The sequence below is a fragment of the Acinetobacter sp. YH12201 genome (assembly GCF_013418145.1).
Taxonomy (GTDB): domain Bacteria; phylum Pseudomonadota; class Gammaproteobacteria; order Pseudomonadales; family Moraxellaceae; genus Acinetobacter.
In genome coordinates, this window is record NZ_VPCP01000013.1 from 1 (window position 1) to 18,605 (window position 18,605).

18 protein-coding genes and 3 pseudogenes are annotated in these 18,605 nt (G+C 41.3%); 13 read left to right on the forward strand and 8 right to left on the reverse strand.

Going from position 1 to position 18,605, the window contains the following annotated elements:
* A pseudogene (locus tag FTU91_RS04345) lies at positions 1 to 197 on the forward strand (IS701 family transposase); the annotation flags it as partial.
* 77 nt (positions 198 to 274) lie between these two features.
* The gene (locus tag FTU91_RS04350; RefSeq protein WP_180081115.1) at positions 275 to 622 is read left to right on the forward strand and encodes a rhodanese-like domain-containing protein; all 348 of its coding nucleotides are present in this window, start codon (positions 275 to 277) and stop codon (positions 620 to 622) included.
* A gap of 36 nt (positions 623 to 658) precedes the next feature.
* On the opposite strand, the gene FTU91_RS04355 is transcribed toward FTU91_RS04350, so the two are convergent.
* Positions 659 to 1,606 (reverse strand): IS30 family transposase, encoded by a 948-nt coding sequence (locus FTU91_RS04355; RefSeq protein ID WP_092818765.1) that lies wholly within the window; start codon positions 1,604 to 1,606, stop codon positions 659 to 661.
* A gap of 495 nt (positions 1,607 to 2,101) precedes the next feature.
* Between FTU91_RS04355 and FTU91_RS04360 the strand changes: the two genes are divergently transcribed.
* The 5 genes and pseudogenes from FTU91_RS04360 (at position 2,102) to FTU91_RS04380 (ending at position 5,779) form a co-directional block, all read left to right on the forward strand.
* Positions 2,102 to 2,509, forward strand: a complete 408-nt coding sequence (locus FTU91_RS04360; protein ID WP_180081116.1) for a DUF2946 domain-containing protein — start codon at positions 2,102 to 2,104, stop codon at positions 2,507 to 2,509.
* A 261-nt stretch (positions 2,510 to 2,770) separates the two neighbouring features.
* Positions 2,771 to 4,216, forward strand: a pseudogene (locus FTU91_RS04365) (cytochrome ubiquinol oxidase subunit I).
* A complete protein-coding gene (gene cydB, locus FTU91_RS04370; RefSeq protein WP_180081118.1) occupies positions 4,213 to 5,217 on the forward strand; it encodes a cytochrome d ubiquinol oxidase subunit II in 1,005 nt (334 codons plus the stop codon). The pseudogene FTU91_RS04365 and the gene cydB overlap by 4 nt, the downstream one beginning before the upstream one ends.
* Before the next feature lie 9 nt (positions 5,218 to 5,226).
* Positions 5,227 to 5,334 (forward strand): DUF2474 family protein, encoded by a 108-nt coding sequence (locus FTU91_RS04375; RefSeq protein WP_004973777.1) that lies wholly within the window; start codon positions 5,227 to 5,229, stop codon positions 5,332 to 5,334.
* A 127-nt stretch (positions 5,335 to 5,461) separates the two neighbouring features.
* On the forward strand, positions 5,462 to 5,779 hold the full coding sequence (locus tag FTU91_RS04380; RefSeq protein WP_086194969.1) for a hypothetical protein: 318 nt from the start codon (positions 5,462 to 5,464) through the stop codon (positions 5,777 to 5,779).
* Positions 5,780 to 6,174: 395 nt separating this feature from the next.
* On the opposite strand, the pseudogene FTU91_RS16540 reads toward FTU91_RS04380, so the two are convergent.
* Positions 6,175 to 6,321, reverse strand: a pseudogene (locus FTU91_RS16540) (MFS transporter); the annotation flags it as partial.
* Positions 6,322 to 6,360: 39 nt separating this feature from the next.
* On the opposite strand from FTU91_RS16540, the gene FTU91_RS04385 reads away from it, so the two are divergent.
* Positions 6,361 to 6,810 carry a LysR substrate-binding domain-containing protein gene (locus FTU91_RS04385; RefSeq protein ID WP_180081120.1) on the forward strand — a complete coding sequence of 150 codons (450 nt, stop codon included), beginning with the start codon at positions 6,361 to 6,363 and terminating at the stop codon, positions 6,808 to 6,810.
* 225 nt (positions 6,811 to 7,035) lie between these two features.
* On the opposite strand, the gene FTU91_RS04390 is transcribed toward FTU91_RS04385, so the two are convergent.
* From FTU91_RS04390 to FTU91_RS04400, 3 genes are all read right to left on the reverse strand, one after another.
* A complete protein-coding gene (locus FTU91_RS04390; RefSeq protein WP_180081122.1) occupies positions 7,036 to 8,007 on the reverse strand; it encodes a methyltransferase in 972 nt (323 codons plus the stop codon).
* Between the two features lie 339 nt (positions 8,008 to 8,346).
* The gene (locus FTU91_RS04395) at positions 8,347 to 9,045 is read right to left on the reverse strand and encodes a pirin-like bicupin family protein (protein WP_180081130.1); all 699 of its coding nucleotides are present in this window, start codon (positions 9,043 to 9,045) and stop codon (positions 8,347 to 8,349) included.
* Positions 9,046 to 9,227: 182 nt separating this feature from the next.
* A complete protein-coding gene (locus FTU91_RS04400; protein WP_180081132.1) occupies positions 9,228 to 10,463 on the reverse strand; it encodes a L,D-transpeptidase in 1,236 nt (411 codons plus the stop codon).
* Between the two features lie 203 nt (positions 10,464 to 10,666).
* Between FTU91_RS04400 and hemE the strand changes: the two genes are divergently transcribed.
* The 5 genes from hemE to FTU91_RS04425 all read left to right on the forward strand — a co-directional run bounded on the left by hemE (position 10,667) and on the right by FTU91_RS04425 (position 16,698).
* Positions 10,667 to 11,737, forward strand: a complete 1,071-nt coding sequence (gene hemE, locus FTU91_RS04405) for a uroporphyrinogen decarboxylase (protein ID WP_180081134.1) — start codon at positions 10,667 to 10,669, stop codon at positions 11,735 to 11,737.
* A gap of 38 nt (positions 11,738 to 11,775) precedes the next feature.
* Positions 11,776 to 12,576: a DUF817 family protein gene (locus FTU91_RS04410; protein ID WP_227609596.1), complete on the forward strand. Its 801-nt coding sequence runs from the start codon at positions 11,776 to 11,778 to the stop codon at positions 12,574 to 12,576.
* Between the two features lie 146 nt (positions 12,577 to 12,722).
* Positions 12,723 to 13,193 (forward strand): DUF3015 family protein, encoded by a 471-nt coding sequence (locus FTU91_RS04415; RefSeq protein WP_180081138.1) that lies wholly within the window; start codon positions 12,723 to 12,725, stop codon positions 13,191 to 13,193.
* 86 nt (positions 13,194 to 13,279) lie between these two features.
* Positions 13,280 to 15,181, forward strand: coding sequence for a DUF4105 domain-containing protein (locus FTU91_RS04420; protein ID WP_180081139.1), 1,902 nt, complete (start codon positions 13,280 to 13,282; stop codon positions 15,179 to 15,181).
* 140 nt (positions 15,182 to 15,321) lie between these two features.
* Positions 15,322 to 16,698, forward strand: a complete 1,377-nt coding sequence (locus FTU91_RS04425; protein WP_180081141.1) for a diguanylate cyclase — start codon at positions 15,322 to 15,324, stop codon at positions 16,696 to 16,698.
* 89 nt (positions 16,699 to 16,787) lie between these two features.
* Here FTU91_RS04425 and FTU91_RS04430 read toward each other — a convergent pair whose 3' ends face one another.
* The 3 genes from FTU91_RS04430 to FTU91_RS04440 all read right to left on the reverse strand — a co-directional run bounded on the left by FTU91_RS04430 (position 16,788) and on the right by FTU91_RS04440 (position 18,596).
* Positions 16,788 to 17,147 (reverse strand): cupin domain-containing protein, encoded by a 360-nt coding sequence (locus tag FTU91_RS04430; RefSeq protein WP_180081143.1) that lies wholly within the window; start codon positions 17,145 to 17,147, stop codon positions 16,788 to 16,790.
* A gap of 116 nt (positions 17,148 to 17,263) precedes the next feature.
* Complete coding sequence (gene folE / locus FTU91_RS04435) at positions 17,264 to 17,812, reverse strand: GTP cyclohydrolase I FolE (RefSeq protein WP_171522021.1); 549 nt, start codon at positions 17,810 to 17,812, stop codon at positions 17,264 to 17,266.
* A gap of 94 nt (positions 17,813 to 17,906) precedes the next feature.
* Positions 17,907 to 18,596: a Smr/MutS family protein gene (locus FTU91_RS04440; protein ID WP_180081145.1), complete on the reverse strand. Its 690-nt coding sequence runs from the start codon at positions 18,594 to 18,596 to the stop codon at positions 17,907 to 17,909.
* Positions 18,597 to 18,605: the final 9 nt, after the last annotated feature.

The window sequence follows — 18,605 nt, forward strand, 5'->3', positions numbered from 1 at the left end:
GACGATCTAAACTGATTTTGAATCATATTTTTTCAGCCTTGATGGCCTACGTCGAGATACAAAAGAACCAGTTTGAGCGGATCTTTGAAAATGTATATCGTTGGCAGAAGAAATTATTTAGACCAATCATCAAAGACTTCATTGATGACTTTATTCTCGATAAAAATCATCTGCTACCACAGAGAATCTATAAATGATAGTGCGTAAGTCCTAGTTATTTTTATTCTATATTCTTATAAATTATAGATAAGAATTGTTTTGATAGAGGGAAATCATGTTTAACATTCTGATGTATGTCCCTTGGGGCAAGGTGCCTGAAACCCCGGCAAAGAAATTATGGGGGCAACGGGAAAATGTACAAATTGTGGATGTTCGAACTGAGCAAGAATTTAAACACAGCCATATAGAAGGTGCCGTCAATTTGCCGATTACCCGGTTTACAGAATCTGCAATATGCTCATTAGGTCTCAAAACAGATCAACCTGTAGTAACGATCTGTTTATCAGCACACCGGAGCATTCCTGCGACACGTAAACTGGCCAAGATGGGTTATTCAGTCTCACAGTTAAAAGGTGGCATGAAATCCTGGTGGAAAAATGACTTGCCGTGTATCGAAAACTAAAGGCTAAATCTGCAGTAAGAGATGTTTTATTTATTCTTAGATTAGCATTTGAAGTGCAACACCATGTTGTTGCCATAATACCTGACTCGGACTTTTAAAGCCGAGTCTTTTTCTTGGGCGATGATTCAAACGTTGAGTGATTTCTGCAATATATTCATCCGTATAGGCATTTAAATTACTGCCTTTTTTAATATATTGCCTGATTAAGCCATTGGTATTTTCATTCGTGCCTCGTTGCCAAGCGCTATAAGGATCAGCGAAATACCAGTCTATTTCTAATTCTTGAGCAGTATACTCATGCAGGCTGAACTCTTTACCATTATCTGCAGTAATCGTCTTGAGCTGATCTTTGATCGGCTCAAGAAGGCTGATGGTTGTTTGGCAAATTTCCTCTGCCTTGCGTGAGCTACACTTTTTCAGCCATAAATAACCTGTCTTCCTATCTACAATAGAGACCAATGATTGCTGATGCTTCTTACCAACAATCGTATCTATTTCCAAATCACCAAAGCGAGTCCGCTGCTCAATCTCAATAGGTCTGTCATGAATGCTTTTACGATTACTCAGCTGACCACGGGTTTCAGGAGAGCCGTATTTCCTCTTTCTTTGATTTCTGAAACGTAGGTTATGAAAGAGTGTACCGCCCTTATTTTTATCCTGCCGTATAAAGCGATAAATTGAATGCAAACTGACTGGAACACGAGAAGCAATCTGTTCAGGGCTCCATTGAAGATCAAGATAAGAGATGACATGTGCCCATATTTCACAAGGGATTCTTTTAGGATTAGGACAATGCCGTCTTCGAGCTACTTTATTGGCATGTTTAGCAAAATAGCCATTTCTCGCTCGATTACGTTTGATTTCTCTAGAAATGGTTGAAGGTGAGCGATTCAGTCTCCAAGCGATATAACGTTTAGAAAAACCTTCACGTAACAAGGTATAAATCTGATATCTTTCTTCTTGGGTAAGATGAGTGTAGTTCATGATGCAACTTTGACTTTGGTCGGTCGGAAGCAAAATACTAGCTCATCTTGCTTCCTTCCAATAATTTAATCTCTGTTGCACTTCATTTGAGAATCTAAGATTTAAATAAAACAAGTTTGGCTGGTCCGAGAGGGCAAAATTTTTTAATCCTCAAACACATCTATTAGGAATGCATAACGCTTTTCCTGGCTAGAACAAAAAATAGCGTCTCTTATTTAAAATTTCCTTTCACGCATTTCAATTCAGTAAAGTTTTTTGTGGACACTCTTTAGCCAATAAATAAACTTATTCGGCAGTTTATATAGAACTAGTTTATTTTTTATTTTAAGTCTTTAATTTAATTCACCTTTTGTTTAATTTTTTTGCTTTTCAAAACTGGCTATATGTTATATATTTATAAAGTGAAAAGTCGAGTAAATACGTAGGGATTTATTCTGAAATTTCATGTTTTTATTCAATTTATCCCTCTTAATTCGATTCCAGTCGAGAGAAAGTTTGCTGAAGCGAAGTGGATTTTTTATTGCATTTGCAGTCTTACTTCTGCAAATCGCAGTATATTTACAGCCTCTGCTGCCGGAAAAATTTCACATTGCTCCGGTCTGTATGTCGATTACCCACAATCTTCTTTCGTCTGCTGATCATCATGCCCACTCTGCTCATCATGAGCTGCTCAAGGATTTGATTCCTCAGCAATCCCAAGATCACAGTCAGCATAATCACCAGTGCCAATACTGCACTGTTTATGGTGATTTGGTACTGCCATTTAAACTGGGAATTGATGAAGTTCTGGACCGGATTCAGGTTCGACTAAATTTCTATCAGTCGTTCTTCCGGCATGTCTATTTCAGCTTGCAGAAGCTGTATTTGCTGCCACAGGGCAGAGCGCCACCTCTGACTTTTTAGGACACGATTGGTCACGTCAAACAGTTGTTTTTGTTTGCACTACACAACATCTTAAAGAGTTTTAATCATGAAAATTCAGTTTTCGCTGTTCGCTAACAGCGTAATGGTTTCGTTCGCCCTCAAAAAAGTCTATAGCGTATCCGGTATACGGGTTTCATCTCTATACCAGGGGATCAATGTCCGGCAAGGGGTGTCAGTTTCACTGCATCAATCAGCGCCGTTGATGTCCTCCCTGTATTCAATTGATCAGTAGGAGGCAGCATGAATTTAGGGCTAACCGCGCTGGAACTGTCGCGTATCCAATTTGCATTTACCGTATCATTTCATATTATTTTTCCGGCAATTTCTATTGGTTTAGCCAGTTTTCTGGCTGTTCTTGAATGGCGTTGGCTTAAAACCAATGATCCGGTATACCGGGACTTATTCAAGTTCTGGATCAAGGTTTTTGCCCTGTCCTTTGGTATGGGCGTAGTCTCCGGTGTGGTGATGAGCTATCAATTTGGCACCAACTGGAGTGAGTTTGCACGGATTTCCGGCAGTGTCACAGGACCATTACTCGCTTATGAGGTTTTAAGTGCGTTTTTCCTTGAAGCCGGTTTTCTGGGGATTATGCTATTTGGTTGAGGGCGAGTGGGACTGAAAACCCATTTTTTCGCAACATTGATGGTGGCTATAGGTACCTGTATTTCAATGTTCTGGATTCTGTCCTCGAATAGCTGGATGCAAACCCCTCAGGGCTTTACTGTAGAAAATGGCATTATTGTCCCGCAAGACTGGTTTGCCATTGTCTTTAATCCATCTTTCCCCTATCGATTAGCACATATGGCAATGGCCTCTTTTCTGGTTTCTGCTTTGCTCGTCGCTGCCACAGCCGCATTTCATTTATTAAAAGGCCGTCGTGATGCCTTGGTAAAAAAATCATTTTCCATGGCCATGTGGATGATTGTGGCATTGGCACCTCTACAAATGTTTGTGGGAGATATGCATGGCCTGAATACGCTTGAACATCAACCGGCCAAACTGGCAGCCATAGAAGGACACTGGGAAACCAATAAAGATCATGGCATGCCTTTATATCTATTTGGTATTCCCGATATGCAGGCTGAAGAAACCAAGTATGCGATCGGTATTCCGAATCTGGGCAGTCTGATTATGACGCATAGCTTAAATGGTGAAGTCAAAGGCTTAAAGGAATTTGCTCCTGTAGACCGTCCAAACTCACTGGTCATATTCTGGAGTTTCCGGATTATGGTCGGACTGGGTGTACTGATGATGCTGATGGCCATCATCGGTTTATGGTTAAGAAAAACCGGAAAATTTTATGAAACACCATGGTTCCATAAATTTTCTTTGTACATGGGTTCATCTGGATTTATCGCTTTACTCGCCGGTTGGTTTACCACTGAAGTCGGTCGTCAACCCTGGGTGGTTTATGGCATTTTACGGACCAAAGATACTCTTTCTCCCGTTTCAGCAGAGCAGGTGGGTTTAACCCTGATCATTTTTGTAATGGTCTACTTTATTGTGTTTGGTGTTGGCATTTTCTACATGCTGAAACTGATGCGTAAAGGTCCGGAGTTTATACATTCGGCACCCCATAGTGAGCAGGCGGTCATACAGGCATCAAAACGTCCTTTAAGTACGATTGATGAGGAGAGCGATCGGGATCAAGTAAGTTCTACACAATCTCAGGAGAATCAAAAATGATCGATTTATCATTAATTTGGATTCTAATTATTGGATTAGGAGTGCTGATCTATGTCGTGCTGGATGGCTTTGACCTCGGTATCGGTATCCTATTTCCTTTTATTTCCGATCGCCAGGAACGTGATGTTATGATGAATACCGTCGCGCCTGTCTGGGATGGTAATGAAACCTGGATGGTACTGGGTGGTGCAGGATTATTTGCTGCATTTCCCTTGGTGTATTCCACTGTGTTATCGGCTCTGTATATACCCATTATTCTGATGCTGATCGCGCTGATTTTCCGGGGAGTTGCCTTCGAATTCCGGTTTAAGGCCAATAAAACCAAATATCTTTGGGATCAAGCTTTTATTTGGGGATCGATCCTCAGTTCTTTTTTTCAGGGCGTGATTTTGGGAGCCTACATTCAGGGCATTAAAACCACGAATGGCATTTATACTGGCGGTGGTCTGGACTGGTTAACACCTTTTTCCCTGTTTACCGGTCTAAGTGTGGTCGTACTGTATGCAACGCTGGGATGTGGCTGGTTGATCTTTAAAACCGAAAAAATGCTGCAGAATCGCATGTTTGAACTGATGCCAAAACTGCTCATCGCATTATTGCTGATTTTTGCCTGTGTCAGTATTTATACGCCTTTGCTTCATCATGAAATTGCAGTGCGCTGGTTCAGTCAACCACAACTCTTTTATTTTAGCCCGGTTCCCGTACTGGTTCTGCTGTTTACTTTCCTGGCAATCAAAGCCTGTAAGCAGCGCAAAGAGTTCCTGCCATTCATTTATACTTTGGCTTTGGTAATTCTCGCTTATAGCGGTTTTCTGATTAGTTTATGGCCTTATGTCATTCCACCATCCATTACTATCTGGGAGGCTGCAGCACCTGCCAGTAGTCAATTATTTGCCCTTATTGGCGCACTTATCTTAATTCCGATCATTCTTATTTATACCGGATTATCGTATTGGGTTTTCAGGGATAAAGTGCGTGTGGGTGATGAAGGTTATCATTAAGGAGGCTAAATGAAAATTTCTGAATTGAAATGGTTTATTGGCTTATGGCTGGCTGGTTTTTTAAGCTTGGCCTTGGTTGCAGGGCTATTTAGATTGCTGTTGAAATTGGCGTATTAAGTTTTAAACACAGATCAGTGGGAGTTCTCACTGGTCTGCTGAATCAAGATACGGTATGTTAATCATGAAGCTGTTCATGGAATTGAACCAATTGAATCAGACAATTCATATCAATCAGGAGTCGATAATGAAAAAATATCTTTTTTGTGTAGGCATTGAATTTAAAAAAGCATCAGATCCATCGGAATCTTATGCGTATGTGACAGCTTATTTAGGCGCAAAAAACATCGATGAAGCAATTCAACGGGTGAAAAAACAGCTGGAGCAAGAAGGAAATGAAATCCTGTTTGTCCGTGGTTGTTGGGTCGTCGATTCAGACTGTGATGATGGTTTCTGTCCAACAGATGAGAGTAAAGTACTTGCAAAAAATGACTTGCTCTTTAATGACCAGATCTTGTTTGGAAAGTTACAGGAATGGTCTATCGATAATAACTACGAATACTAATTTCGTGAGCGATGCATCAGTTGGTTTTTTCTTTCTGATGTATCGTGCTTTATCCCAGTCCATGTATGGTCAGTGATGAACAGGAATTATACTCGGTAACAGACAGAACATCATCTAAGTCAAATAGCTGTGGATAATGCTGATTACATCCTAGTAGTGAAAAGTATTTACAAAGAGTTTGAAGAATACTAAAAAGAATAACAAGAAAAGCAATCCTTGTTCGCTAGAACTCATCAGAGTCTTAGCATAAAAGCTATTCCAATCTTATCGGAATTACGCTGAAAATCGTAAATTGCAGTTGAGATGTAAATTTCAAACTGTTTTTGTCATGTAGAAGTTTCTATATTCACAGACCTCATAAAATATGAAGGGGGTATATTTTTTCCTTCCAGCAGTTAAATTGCTTTTGCATCTTTTTTATGTAGCCATAACAGAGATAAGGCCGAGAGAATAATCCAAGGTAGGAGAGCAATATTCATGATTTGCCATCTCCAAATATCCAATAAAGCTCCAGCACTGAAAGAACAGGCTAACCCGACAATGGGAGTGGAAGTTGGTCTGGACTTGTCGCTGAAAAATTAATGGGAGAAGAAACGTTTCCCGTCTGTTCACCCACCTTTTATCAAGCACATTTAGAACAATTAAAGTCTCCTGAAGGATTGTTAAATTTACCTCTAATTCATGATCTCTCAATGGATCATCACTCTGGTTTCACGACTTGGGATACATGGCTGCATTTTCATCAAATAACTAATGAAGATAATCCACGGGGTCTCAAAATCAATAATTCAGTTGCGGTATTACAGGCTGCAATTAATGGTCAAGGAGTAGCACTCGCGAGAAGTGCCATGGTCTATGATGATTTAAGAGCAGGGCGTCTGGTCCGCCTGTATCCAGAAATAAACTGTCCTTCCTCTTTGGCTTATTATGTTGTTTACAGAGAAGAATGCCGGACTTTACCCAAGCTGAATGCATTTAAAGACTGGCTGATACAGCAGGCTCAACAGGCTGATATTTTGGAGTTAATTTGATGATGCGCTGATGAATAAGTCCCGCCGGGTCCCCCATTTTAAAAAACGTGTCGATGATATTGCAGAGCCGACTGTCATTGATGCGGTTCAGCTATAGCTTCCTAATTCATCCTAAAATAGAATAGGTGGAAAAGCGGCGACTGATTTAACTGTAGTCGCTTTATTTTTTAATAGTTTCGATTTTAGCTAAACGCCTTTTAAAGTTTTTCAATATTGCAGCCGCTTTTAATCCATCAATTCCACCTTCACCAAAACCAAAGCAATCCTTTCAATCTGCTGATAAGCAGGCTGATCCAGTTCTTCACCAAAAACATCGGGATCAATTTCTTCATAACACCAATGGATACTCGGTTGAGACAGCATTAATTTTTCAAGCTGTTGTAAAAAAGGATTACCGTTTGGACGAATAGCTACACCCGTATATAAAAATAAACATCCTTGAGGATTAAGCCGCTGAATGCCTTCTTTTACAATATTGAAGGCGAGTTCACTACCATCGAGTTGATTTCCACCATGACGATATTGACGCTGATCTGCATCCATTAAATAAGGTGGATTGGCCAAAATAAGATCGAACTGTCCTGCAAGATGAGTAAATAAATTGCTGTAAACCGGAGTGATATTATTTAAACCTGCAAAGCTGGCATTGATTTGACTATACAATAATGCTTTCGGATTAAGATCCGACACGGTTATTTCACTAAAGTCGGGATAATGTTTAGTCATACTAATAGCAGCAGCCGAACTGCCACAGCACATTTCCACAGCACGTTTAAGTGAATGGGGCCGAGCTGCTAAATATTGTTTAAGATGGTATGCAAAGCGGTAAGTATCGGGACCAAAAAATACCGAATCGTGTTGAAGGGTTGGGAAACTTGAATGAATAAATAATTCACGATCAAGCGAAGCGACACGTATATCACTCAGCCATTGATGATCCTGAAAATGGATGAGCCGATTTTCTTTTAGAATTTCAAAAAGTGCTGGATCAAGATCGGTTTCGGCAAATGCCAAATTCCAGCCAAATATATCTCGAAGCGTAATTAGGGTGTTCTTTTCTTGTCTTTTTCGGCTCAGAATACGTTGATGGGAAAGTGGGGTAATGGCGGTAAACTGATAGTGTCGTTGTTTTAAGAAATCTAATAAAAAAAGCAAAGCCTGTTGTTGAGCGGTATCGACATTCAAAATTTGGTTCATATGGATGTTCTCTAATAGGATTATTAAAAACCAATTCCAAAGATTTTGGACCTTATTTAAGTTTTTGAAATGGTGTGGCCAGACGAGTCCTGACTGATTAAAGGGCTTTTTATCGTGTAATTGCATACAAACGACAAGCTTGATTTTCGCCTAAAAAGCAGTTGATTTGGGTAAAAAAGTGCTGCTGATTGGTTAGATTTATATTTTTGTATAGATCGATAAGACAGGCTATAAACAACAATTAAATTTGAGTAAATCATTAATTTTATTATTTTATTTAAATATATCGAGATGACTACCTGACAGTAATCATCTCGAAATTGGAGGTATAAAATGACTTTAATCTTGCAGTTCAGGCAAATCAAACCAGATGACTTGAGCATCTTGCAAAGCTTCAATCTGACTTGCCTCTAAAAAGGCAATGGCGCCGCCAGCTTCTACCGTATGCTCTGCAATCTTGATTGAACCCGAAATAACATGCACATAATTAATATATTGGGTCGCTTCAATGTTTAGGCTTTGACCCTGGTTAATCACTGCAGTTTTAACTTCGGCTTGCTGACGAATATGCATCGGTGCATTTTCGTTAGGGCCAACAATCAAATGCCATTGATTCGGCTGTTCATGTGGGTCACATTTGATTTGTTGATAGTTTGGTTCTGCATTACGTTCATTTGGAATAATCCAGATCTGCAATAAATGAACCAGCTCATCACCCTGGTTAATTTCACTGTGCTGAACACCTGTGCCGGCACTCATCAGCTGCCATTCACCGGCAGAAATTCCACCTTCATTACCCATGCTGTCTTTATGAGAAATCGTTCCCTTAAGCACACAGGTCAAGATTTCCATATTGTCATGTGGATGGGTGCCAAAACCATTATGCGCTGCGATCAAGTCATCATTAATTACACGCAAGGCGCTGATACCCATGAGTTTGGGATTATACCAGCTACCAAAGGAGAAGCTATGTTTAGACTCAAGCCAGCCCATTTTTACATGACCGCGGTTGTCACTGGGGTGTAAAAAAGCATTCATATTGATGCTCCTATCATTATTTTAAACATGAACTTATTTTAATGGTTTGAAAATGACATAGAAATCATAAAACGGCAACAAGTCATCCTGTTTTTGAAACGATGATGTTTATATTGTTGAGGCAGCAGTTTATAAAAAAGCCTGCAACAGATGCAGGCTTTTCTTCATACAGGGTGCAGGGATTATTCCAGGAATTTAACTGTGACACCCGATTTGACTTTTTTACCCAAATCATTAGCATCCCAGTTGGTTAAACGGATACAGCCATGCGATGCAGTTTTAGAAATTGCAGATGGATTTGGTGTACCGTGGATACCAAATGATTTTTTACTTAAACCGATCCAAATGTTTCCGACAGGAGCATTTGGACCTGGTGGTAAAGAAAGCGGTTTTGTATTATTGCCTTGAATAAAGTTACTTGGTGAATAGCTGTACCATGGGTTTTGCGCTACACCGGTAATTTTATAAGTACCTGTAGGGGATGGTGTATCTGAGCTACCAATTGTGGCAGGGAATGAGCCAATCATCTGGTTACGACTATTAAATAAATACAGTTGTTTCGCACCTTTATGCGCAACGATCAGATGAATATCTTCTGGAACTTCATTGCGGATATTGGCCACAATAATTTTTTCACCAGCTTTTTTGAAGGTTGCCTTAGGATTTAACTTTTTCAAAAAGTCTTCATCCATATGGAATTTTTCACCCAGCATTTCGGTTACGCGCGTGTAATACAGGCCTTTCATTTTGGCTTGCAGGGCATAATCGTGCGGAATGGTTTGTGCATAAGGACCTTTCAGGTCTGCATCGGTAATCGTATATTCAATAAATGCAGGCTTAGCACCTTGGCGAGCAATCAAAGCATCCCAAGTTTCCTGAGTTAAAATACCTGTCGGTTTAATGCCGTTGATTTGCTGGAAGGATGCAATGGCTTTCAGGGTATTTTTACCACTTGCACCATCAATTGCACCCGGAGAAGCATGGGCATTGTTGAGCATCACATGGGCACGTGCATAAACAGGGAATTGGCCTTTACCAATATTGTCATACCATGTAGCGTTATTTAAACCTTCTAAGGTCCAAGAGGCTTTCGCAGAAGCAGGAGTAGTAGTTGGCGTGCTCAGTGTTTTTGTAGTCGGTGCAGCACCAATCGCAGCATTATTATCTTCAGTATTTTGAAGATCTTGCAGGGTTTGCGAGGCCTTGTTCAGGTCATTTTGTTCTTGTGGGGTAATCTGTGCATTCGCAGTGCTTGCAGCACCAGATGCGGCATCGGTTGCCAGTGGGTCAATCGGATCTTGAACCACCGTATTCGCAATCTTTTGAGGATTTAATGGTTGTTCAGCAGTAGATGCGGCAAACGCTGTACCCGCAAAAATGCAACTTAAACTCATGGCGAGTAATGTGCGAACGTACATGTAATTCAACCTTAAGAATTATTCATTAACTATGTGACAAAACTAGGCAAGTATTGCAGAAAAAATGAGGAGATGCAGTATTTGTTTTGTGTAAAAAAAATTTTACATTTAACGTGATCGATTTTTAGCTGCAAGAGAAGTTACTAAATTTTCGACCTTTTTGTTATGATGGTTCGAAGATTAAAAATGAGATGGGAAAGTAAATGACGACGCTAAAAAACGATCGTTTTCTGCGGGCCTTATTGCGTGAGCCGGTAGATACCACACCAGTTTGGATGATGCGTCAAGCAGGACGTTATTTGCCTGAATATCGTGAAACACGTGCCAAAGCAGGTGATTTCCTTTCCCTGTGCAAAAATAATGATTTTGCCTGTGAAGTGACCTTACAGCCTTTGCGTCGTTATGACCTGGACGCTGCCATTCTATTTTCAGATATTTTAACCGTGCCAGATGCTTTGGGGTTGGGTTTGTATTTTGAAGCGGGAGAAGGTCCAAAATTCCATAAGACTATCCGTACCGAGCAAGATGTGGCGAATTTACCCAATTTTAATGCCAAATCCGATCTTGATTATGTGATGAATGCTGTAAGCACCATCCGTTCAGCCTTGGGTGGTCAAGTGCCGTTAATCGGTTTCTCGGGTAGCCCGTGGACATTGGCCACTTATATGGTGGAAGGCGGTTCCAGCAAGGAATTTCGCTATACCAAACAGATGATGTATGCACAGCCTGAAGTGTTACATGCTTTGCTGGACCGCTTGGCGATTGCTGTGATTGATTATTTAAATGCGCAAATTGATGCTGGAGCGCAAGCGATACAGATTTTTGACAGCTGGGGTGGTGCGCTGGCACATCGTGAATATATCGAATTTTCACTGAATTACATGCAAAAAATTGTTGCCGGTTTAAAACGTGAAAAAGACGGACGTAAAGTTCCGGTGATTTTATTCACCAAAGGCGGCGGACAGTGGCTAGAGCCTATGGTGGCAACTGGTGCTGATGCCTTTGGACTGGACTGGACTACATCTTTGAACATGGCACGTCAAACCGTGAATGGCCGTGCTGCATTACAGGGCAACCTCGATCCGGCCACTTTATATGGTAATGCTGCATCGATTGAAAAAGCTACCAAAGCCATGCTGGATGATGCTTATGCAGGTGGTGAAAAAACAGGTTATGTGGCCAATTTGGGCCATGGTATTACCCAGTGGGTTGATCCTGCTAATCCTAAAGTGTTTATTGATACGGTGCATGAATACAGCGCTAAATATCTTTAAATCTGTATGAGTTAATTCATTATTAGGATTCAACCTTGATCAGTTTTTTTAAATCATGTTTTGAGTTCTCATTTAAGGCAGCTTCGGCTGCCTTATTTGGGATATTGCTGCTGATTGCTTTTGCACTGACCGCCTCTATGGGGAGTCAGGAGTTTTACGGCTTGTTCCGTTATGACTATCTGCTGTTCTATGCTCTGATTATTCAGGCCTGTTTGCTGTATTTAAAATTAGAATCGTGGGCCGAAGCCAAAGTCATTGCCTTGTTTCATATCATGGCGATGGGCATGGAAATTTTTCTGACCCATCCACAGATTGCATCCTGGCAATATCCACAGCCGGCAGTGTTTAAAATACTGACTGTCCCCTTATTTGCCGGATTTATGTATTCGGCAGTGGGCAGTTTTTTTGCACGCTCACTCAGACTGTATCAGGTGTCCTTTGAGAAACTGCCAAGCTTTCCCAATATGCTGGTTTTGGCTGTTTTTTCCTATATCAACTTCATGAGTAAATTTTTTGTTCCCGATATCCGCCTGTTTCTCTTCGTCTGGAGTGTGATCATTTTCTGGAAAACTAAAATTCGCTTCCAGTTGCAACAGCATCAGCTACAACTCCCGATGTTACCCGTACTGATTGTTTTAGCGTTTCTGATCTGGATTGCAGAAAATATCAGTACTTTTTACAGAATCTGGCTGTACCCCAGTCAGGTCGATGCCTGGCATATGGTCGGCTGGGGCAAGATGGGTTCCTGGTATTTATTGCTGCTTCTGAGTCTGGTGTTGGTGTTAAAAATATTGGGTAATCGCAGCAAAGACGGGGTCTGGACTTTAAAAAACAAATAACTTCAATGTTTTATGTGGTGGGTGATGACTTTGGTGTAAATTGTTTTGCCTTATAAGAAAGTTGCCGCTATCTTACAGAGGTGTAATAAAATTTACACAATGGTGAAGAATTAGAACACTTGAATAATAAATTTTGGAGAATAACCATGTTGAAAAAATTAGCTTTAGCTGCAGTTGTAGCCCTCGGTTCTACAGCAGCATTTGCAGATCGAGATGCAGGTTGTGGTATCGGTTCTCAAGTCTGGGCAGGTCAATCCGGTAAAGTACCTAAAATTCTTGCTGCAACAACCAATGGACTTTTTGCCAACCAGTTATTCGGTATTACCTTTGGTACGCTAGGTTGTAGCGGCACAGGGACAGTGACTGCTCAAGCAGTGACTTTTACCAATGAAAATGCTGAATCTTTGGCACGTGATATGGCCGTTGGAGAAGGGGAAAGCCTAAATGTACTGGCTGAACTTTTAAATATCAGAGCACAAGACAAAGCCCGTTTTTTTGCGGTTTCTAAACAGAACTTCGCTAAAATTTATGCTGCAGAAAATCACGATTCACTTCAGGTACTTGCTTCTTTGCAAGCAGTGATGGCTAAAGATGAAGTCTTGAAAGCCTACGTATAATTGAATATCTCAAAACCCTGTCATTCTGACGGGGTTTTTTCTTATTTTACATTTCTTCTTGAATAAAAGATAAATACCCAATTTGCATGAAATCACTTGCGTTCGTTCTTACTTTAACCTTTTCCACAATGACCTACTCGGCAACAGCTGTTGAAAGCATTGAAGCTCATATCACTCAGCCCTACATAGAACGTGCAGCACAACAAAAACTAGACCAAGACATCACCTGGCTCAGACTCATGTATGCCGATAAACAAGGACAAAGTGAAGTCAGCTATGCAGGTTATTTCTTATCGCCAAATGGTCAAGTTGATTTAAAACAAGAATTGCAGGCCAATATTCAGGCCTTATTTCAACCCGCAGAGCCGAATCAGTCAGTACGTTGCCGCTTTCCGGCACGCAGTCAGTGGTTAATGCAACAACTCAATATTTCAGAGCAACAATTACCTGAGGTCGCTTGCCCGGAACTGGACGACTGGATTGGTCAGATCAAGCCTTATAAAGCCACACTGATTTATGCAACCGACTTTATGGGTAATCCCAGTTCGATGTTTGGGCATACCTTGCTGCGCCTGGATCCCCAAGATCAGAAACAGCTGAATTTGGTATCCTACGCCGTGAATTATGCGGCCACAGTCGCCGGGGGAGATGGCTGGTCTTTTGCATGGAATGGTCTCACCGGGCAGTATCCGGGGGAATATTCCTTAGTGCCTTATTACCGTAAGGTCAAGGAATATGGGGATCTGGAAAGTCGGGATTTGTGGGAATATGAACTTAGCTTAACTCCTGACGAAACCCGATTTTTAGTGCAGCACATTTGGGAAATGAAACATGTGAGTTTCCCTTATTACTTTGTTAGTGATAACTGTGCCTATCGTTTATTGGGGCTGATTGATCTGGTTCGTCCACAGCTGGATTTAAAACAGCAATTTAAAGTGGCCGCCATTCCGGTTGAAACCATTAAAGCCATTGAGCAGCAAGGTCTGGTCAAGGAAACGATATACCGGCCTGCCTTAGAAACCCAGTTGCTATCACAAGTCAGACAGCATGGTAAACGCCTGGCTAAAGTGGCGCATCAAGTCGCTTTTGCTGAAATTCAGGACATGCCAAGAATTCTGGAAAAGTATCAGGATATGGATCGCGGAAAAATTCTGGAAATGGCCTATGACGATTTATACTTGCATTTGATTGGACGTAAAGTTGAACCAGGTTTTGCCCAGCCACGCTTGCGCCAGCTATTGAGTATGCGCAGTGAAATAGATCTGGAAAAACAACGCCAGCAACCACAACGCCCGAAAATGGATCCGACACAGGCGCATGATGCCCGTCATTTTTCGCTCACTATGGGGAAAGTGCAGGGGGAGAAGTTTGTCGAGCTGGGACATCGTCAGGCTTATCATGACCTGATTGATCCGCAAGGTGGCTTCCGAACTGGCACCCAGTTATTGTTTTGGGAGGGTTCAATTCAATATCGTGAAGATAAGTTAAAGCTGAATCATTTCGACTTTCTTTCGGTGAATTCCTATAATCCGATTACGCCGTTTAAAACACCACTGAGTTGGGGTTTTAATTTGGGCTGGAAGCAGGAAGCTTTGGAACAAAATGGTCAGTTTAGTGAGCAGGAACAGCACGGGATTGCCAATTTACAGGTTCAGATGGGCTATAGCTATGCAAACCCGGCACGTGAACATTTGTGCTATATGCAACTGCAAAATCATATACAGGCCGGCAAGGCTTTAGATCAGGGCTGGCGTGTCGGGATGGGACCGACTATAGGTTGTCAAAATATCTGGTCAGATCACATCAATAGTCTGCTACAGCTGGAATTACCCTATTGGGGAGATTCCAAGCAATGGCAACTTAAACTGAACACCCAGTGGCAATATGTCCTGAATCCGCAAAATGTCATTCGTTTTAATTGGCAATACCAGCAACAAGATCATAAGGACTGGATGAAAACCAGTCTGGGCTATGTATGTTTTTTTTAATACTTTATAAAAATAAATTTATTTTTTCTCATTACTTATGAAAAAACATCGAATAGTTCACAAAGTTATTTTTATTAAAATTTGTTATATTAGTCATCTAAACATCTCCCTCATATTCAAAAGCTGTTGGAATCAATTGTATGAATACTGAAAGTATTGCTGTGCTTGCCGCACAATGGAAGTCGGTTTGCCAGGACTTTTCAACAACTGATTTAAACGATACTTTTCAATTTATTCAAGCACATTCCCAGACCCTAGTCGATGAGTTTTATAAAGATATCATGCAGGAAAAGGAAGCATCCTATTTCTTATCTGATGATATGGTCCAGAACCGCTTAAAAACCACGCTGAATCAATGGTTAATCGATTGCTTTAATGTACCCTTGCAGCAGAACTTTATCGAGATTGTCGAAAAGCAGCTGATGGTGGGTAAAGTCCATGCGCGTATCGGCATTCCATCCTGGCTGATTATGCGGGGTATCGGTGAAATTGAAAAGAAAGTCTTTTTGCTTCAGACCAAGCAGACGCAAGAAAACCGTCTGACCATTGCAGCGTATATTGTGCAGATACTGGGTTTTGCTTCGGAAATTATGTGTCGCTCCTATGAAGTCAATCTGGAAAAAAATAATGACACAAAACATACCTATCGTTTATTTTCTGCCATGCAGGATGTGTCGGCGCAAAAGGACAAGCAACGCAGCTCATTATTAGACTGGGAAAATGAACTGATGTTTAAGGTATTTTCGGATGAGCCGAAATTTACACATCCCTTGCTGTCAAAATCTGAATTTGGCTTATGGTTTATCCATAAAGCTGCTTATGCATTTACCGGGACCGAGCAGGTCTCGACCATTATTGACCGTATTCACCAGATTGATCTGCTGAGCCAGCAAGTTTTAAATGCCACTGAAAGAGAGCAGGCCATTCAGCTGATCCAGCATATTCGTGAAAACAACAGGGAGATTCAGCATCTGGTCGATCAGCTGTTTCAGGTGGCTGACTATATCGACTCGGGCAGTGATTCCCTCACTCAACTGCTGAATCGGCGCTATTTACATACCATTGTTTCGCGTGAAATTAATTTTTCCCGTAAAAATAATGCCCCCTTGTCTTTACTGGCCATAGATGCCGATTACTTTAAACGGATTAATGACAAATTCGGCCATGCAGCGGGTGATTCAGCTTTAAAGTTTATTGGTGAAGTGCTGCTCGGTTCCATTAAGGGCAGTGATTATGCATTCCGTGCAGGTGGGGAAGAGTTTTTATTGCTGCTGGTAGACAGCGATTTGGTTCGGGCACAAGAAATTGCAGAAAAGGTCCGTAGCCGGATTCAGGAAACCACTATTCGTACCAGCATAGGCATCAGTTTTAATTTTACAGTCAGTATCGGCTGTGCATTATATGATGGTCATCCAGACTATCAGCGTTTTCTGGATGCAGCAGATGCAGCACTCTATGCAGCAAAAAATAATGGCCGAAACTGCATTCAAGTCACCAAGCAAGTTGCGAGTTCTTAATCTGGAAAAATCAAATCGATGAATAAAAAACTCCTCATATTCAGGGAGTTTTTTATTTGAAAATTTATGGTGAGTTATATTTTTAAAAGTTAGGCTTCGACAATCACGTAGTATTTTTTCACAGCTTCAAGCACTTCAAAGCTTCCCTTAAAGCCGGGCGGAATAATCCCAGCATTTCCAGCAGTCACTTCAATATAAGTTCCGGTCGCTTGGTCGTGGATGCGAACTACACCTTCAATCACCTGAAAGAACTCCTGTTTGTTGTCGGCAAACTGAATATTCCAGCAACCGACTTCACAATGCCAGATGCCACAGTCCATATTGGGATGTTCATACAGGCTATACGTTTCACGTTGAGGATTGCCTTGAATCAAACGGTCAGGGCGGGGGTAATCAATTGATTTTTCAGCGTGCGTTAAACCTTGTCCAGCTAACAGAATTTGCGACATGATCGGTCCTTGATATATGTGCTTCAATCAGGAGATATCAATTTTTGTACGGTGTTATTTAACCACACACAAAAAAAGACTCAATAGCGATTGAGGCTTTTTTTTTTAGAATTAAATTAATAGCTTTCAGGCAAGGCAGCCAAAAATTCACGACGTTCATCTTTATTGGTTTTGAAATCACCCACAAAAGACACAGTACGGGTAGTCGATTCCTGTTTGCCTACACCGCGCATCATCATGCACATATGCGCAGAATCAATCATTACCGCAACACCACGTGCTTGAGTCACTTCAGCCACCGCCTCAGCAATTTGTTGGGTCAGATTTTCCTGAATTTGCAAACGGCGTGCAAACATTTCAGTAATACGGGCAAATTTGGATAAACCCAAAACCTGCCCTTCAGGTAAATAGGCAATATGCACACGGCCATAGAACGGTAATAAATGATGTTCGCAAAGTGAATAGAATTCAATATTTTTGACCAGGACCATTTCACGGTTGTCAGAAGGGAAGACCGCATTATTGGTCACTTCTTCCAAAGTTTTGCTATATCCAGACGTTAAATACGAAAAAGCTTTAGCAGCACGCATTGGCGTATCTTTAAGACCAGGACGATTAAGATCTTCACCAACGGCAGTTAAAATGTTGGCGTAGGATTGCTGCATAGACATAAGACGTGTTCACTTACACTGATATTGAACAAGGACGGCATTGTAGCAGAAAACCGCTACAATGCCCTGTTTTAGAGAAAAATTCCGATTACTGTTTGAATTTTGGGTTTTTTTCTGCACGTTTTAGCAGAACCAGAACAGCACCGGTACCACCTTGCTTTTCAGGTGCACTGACAAAGGCTAAAACATCACGGTGCTGACGCAGCCAGCCATTGACATAGGTCTTTAAAATGGCTTCAGGACCTTTGCCGTGCACAATTTTAATGACATTCTGATTTTCATCTTTGGCCATTTGAATAATCTGGAGCACCGCAACACGGGCTTCTTCCACCGTACAGCCATGCAAATCAACCGCTTCAAACCAGCGCAGGTTACCTGCTTTTAAATCTTCAAATACTTTATGCTGCAAAGTTGCAATGCGATAGCTTAATGTCGCCTGGCTGGCTACCGGATTGAGTATGGCCTGTGTATCAGACAACTCTGCCTGATCGGTTTGCATCGGGCCGGTCGCAGCTGCACGTTTCGCTAAAGTTTGTGCATCCGGTTTTTTCTTTGACGCTTTTTCAAGTTTTGCAATATTGCTAGTGTCCATCTTTTTGACACCTTGCATTTGCTTTTGAAAAAGCGCGAAGTCATCTTCCTGCTCTTGTTCAGCAGTCTTTTGCACAGGCTCAGGCTGCTTCGTAATCTTCGAGGAATGCGGATTAGTGATTTGCTTTTTAAAAGATTTCAGTAAATTGTACTGATCTTTCGAAAGCGAAGAATCATGCTTACTCATAATCTTAAT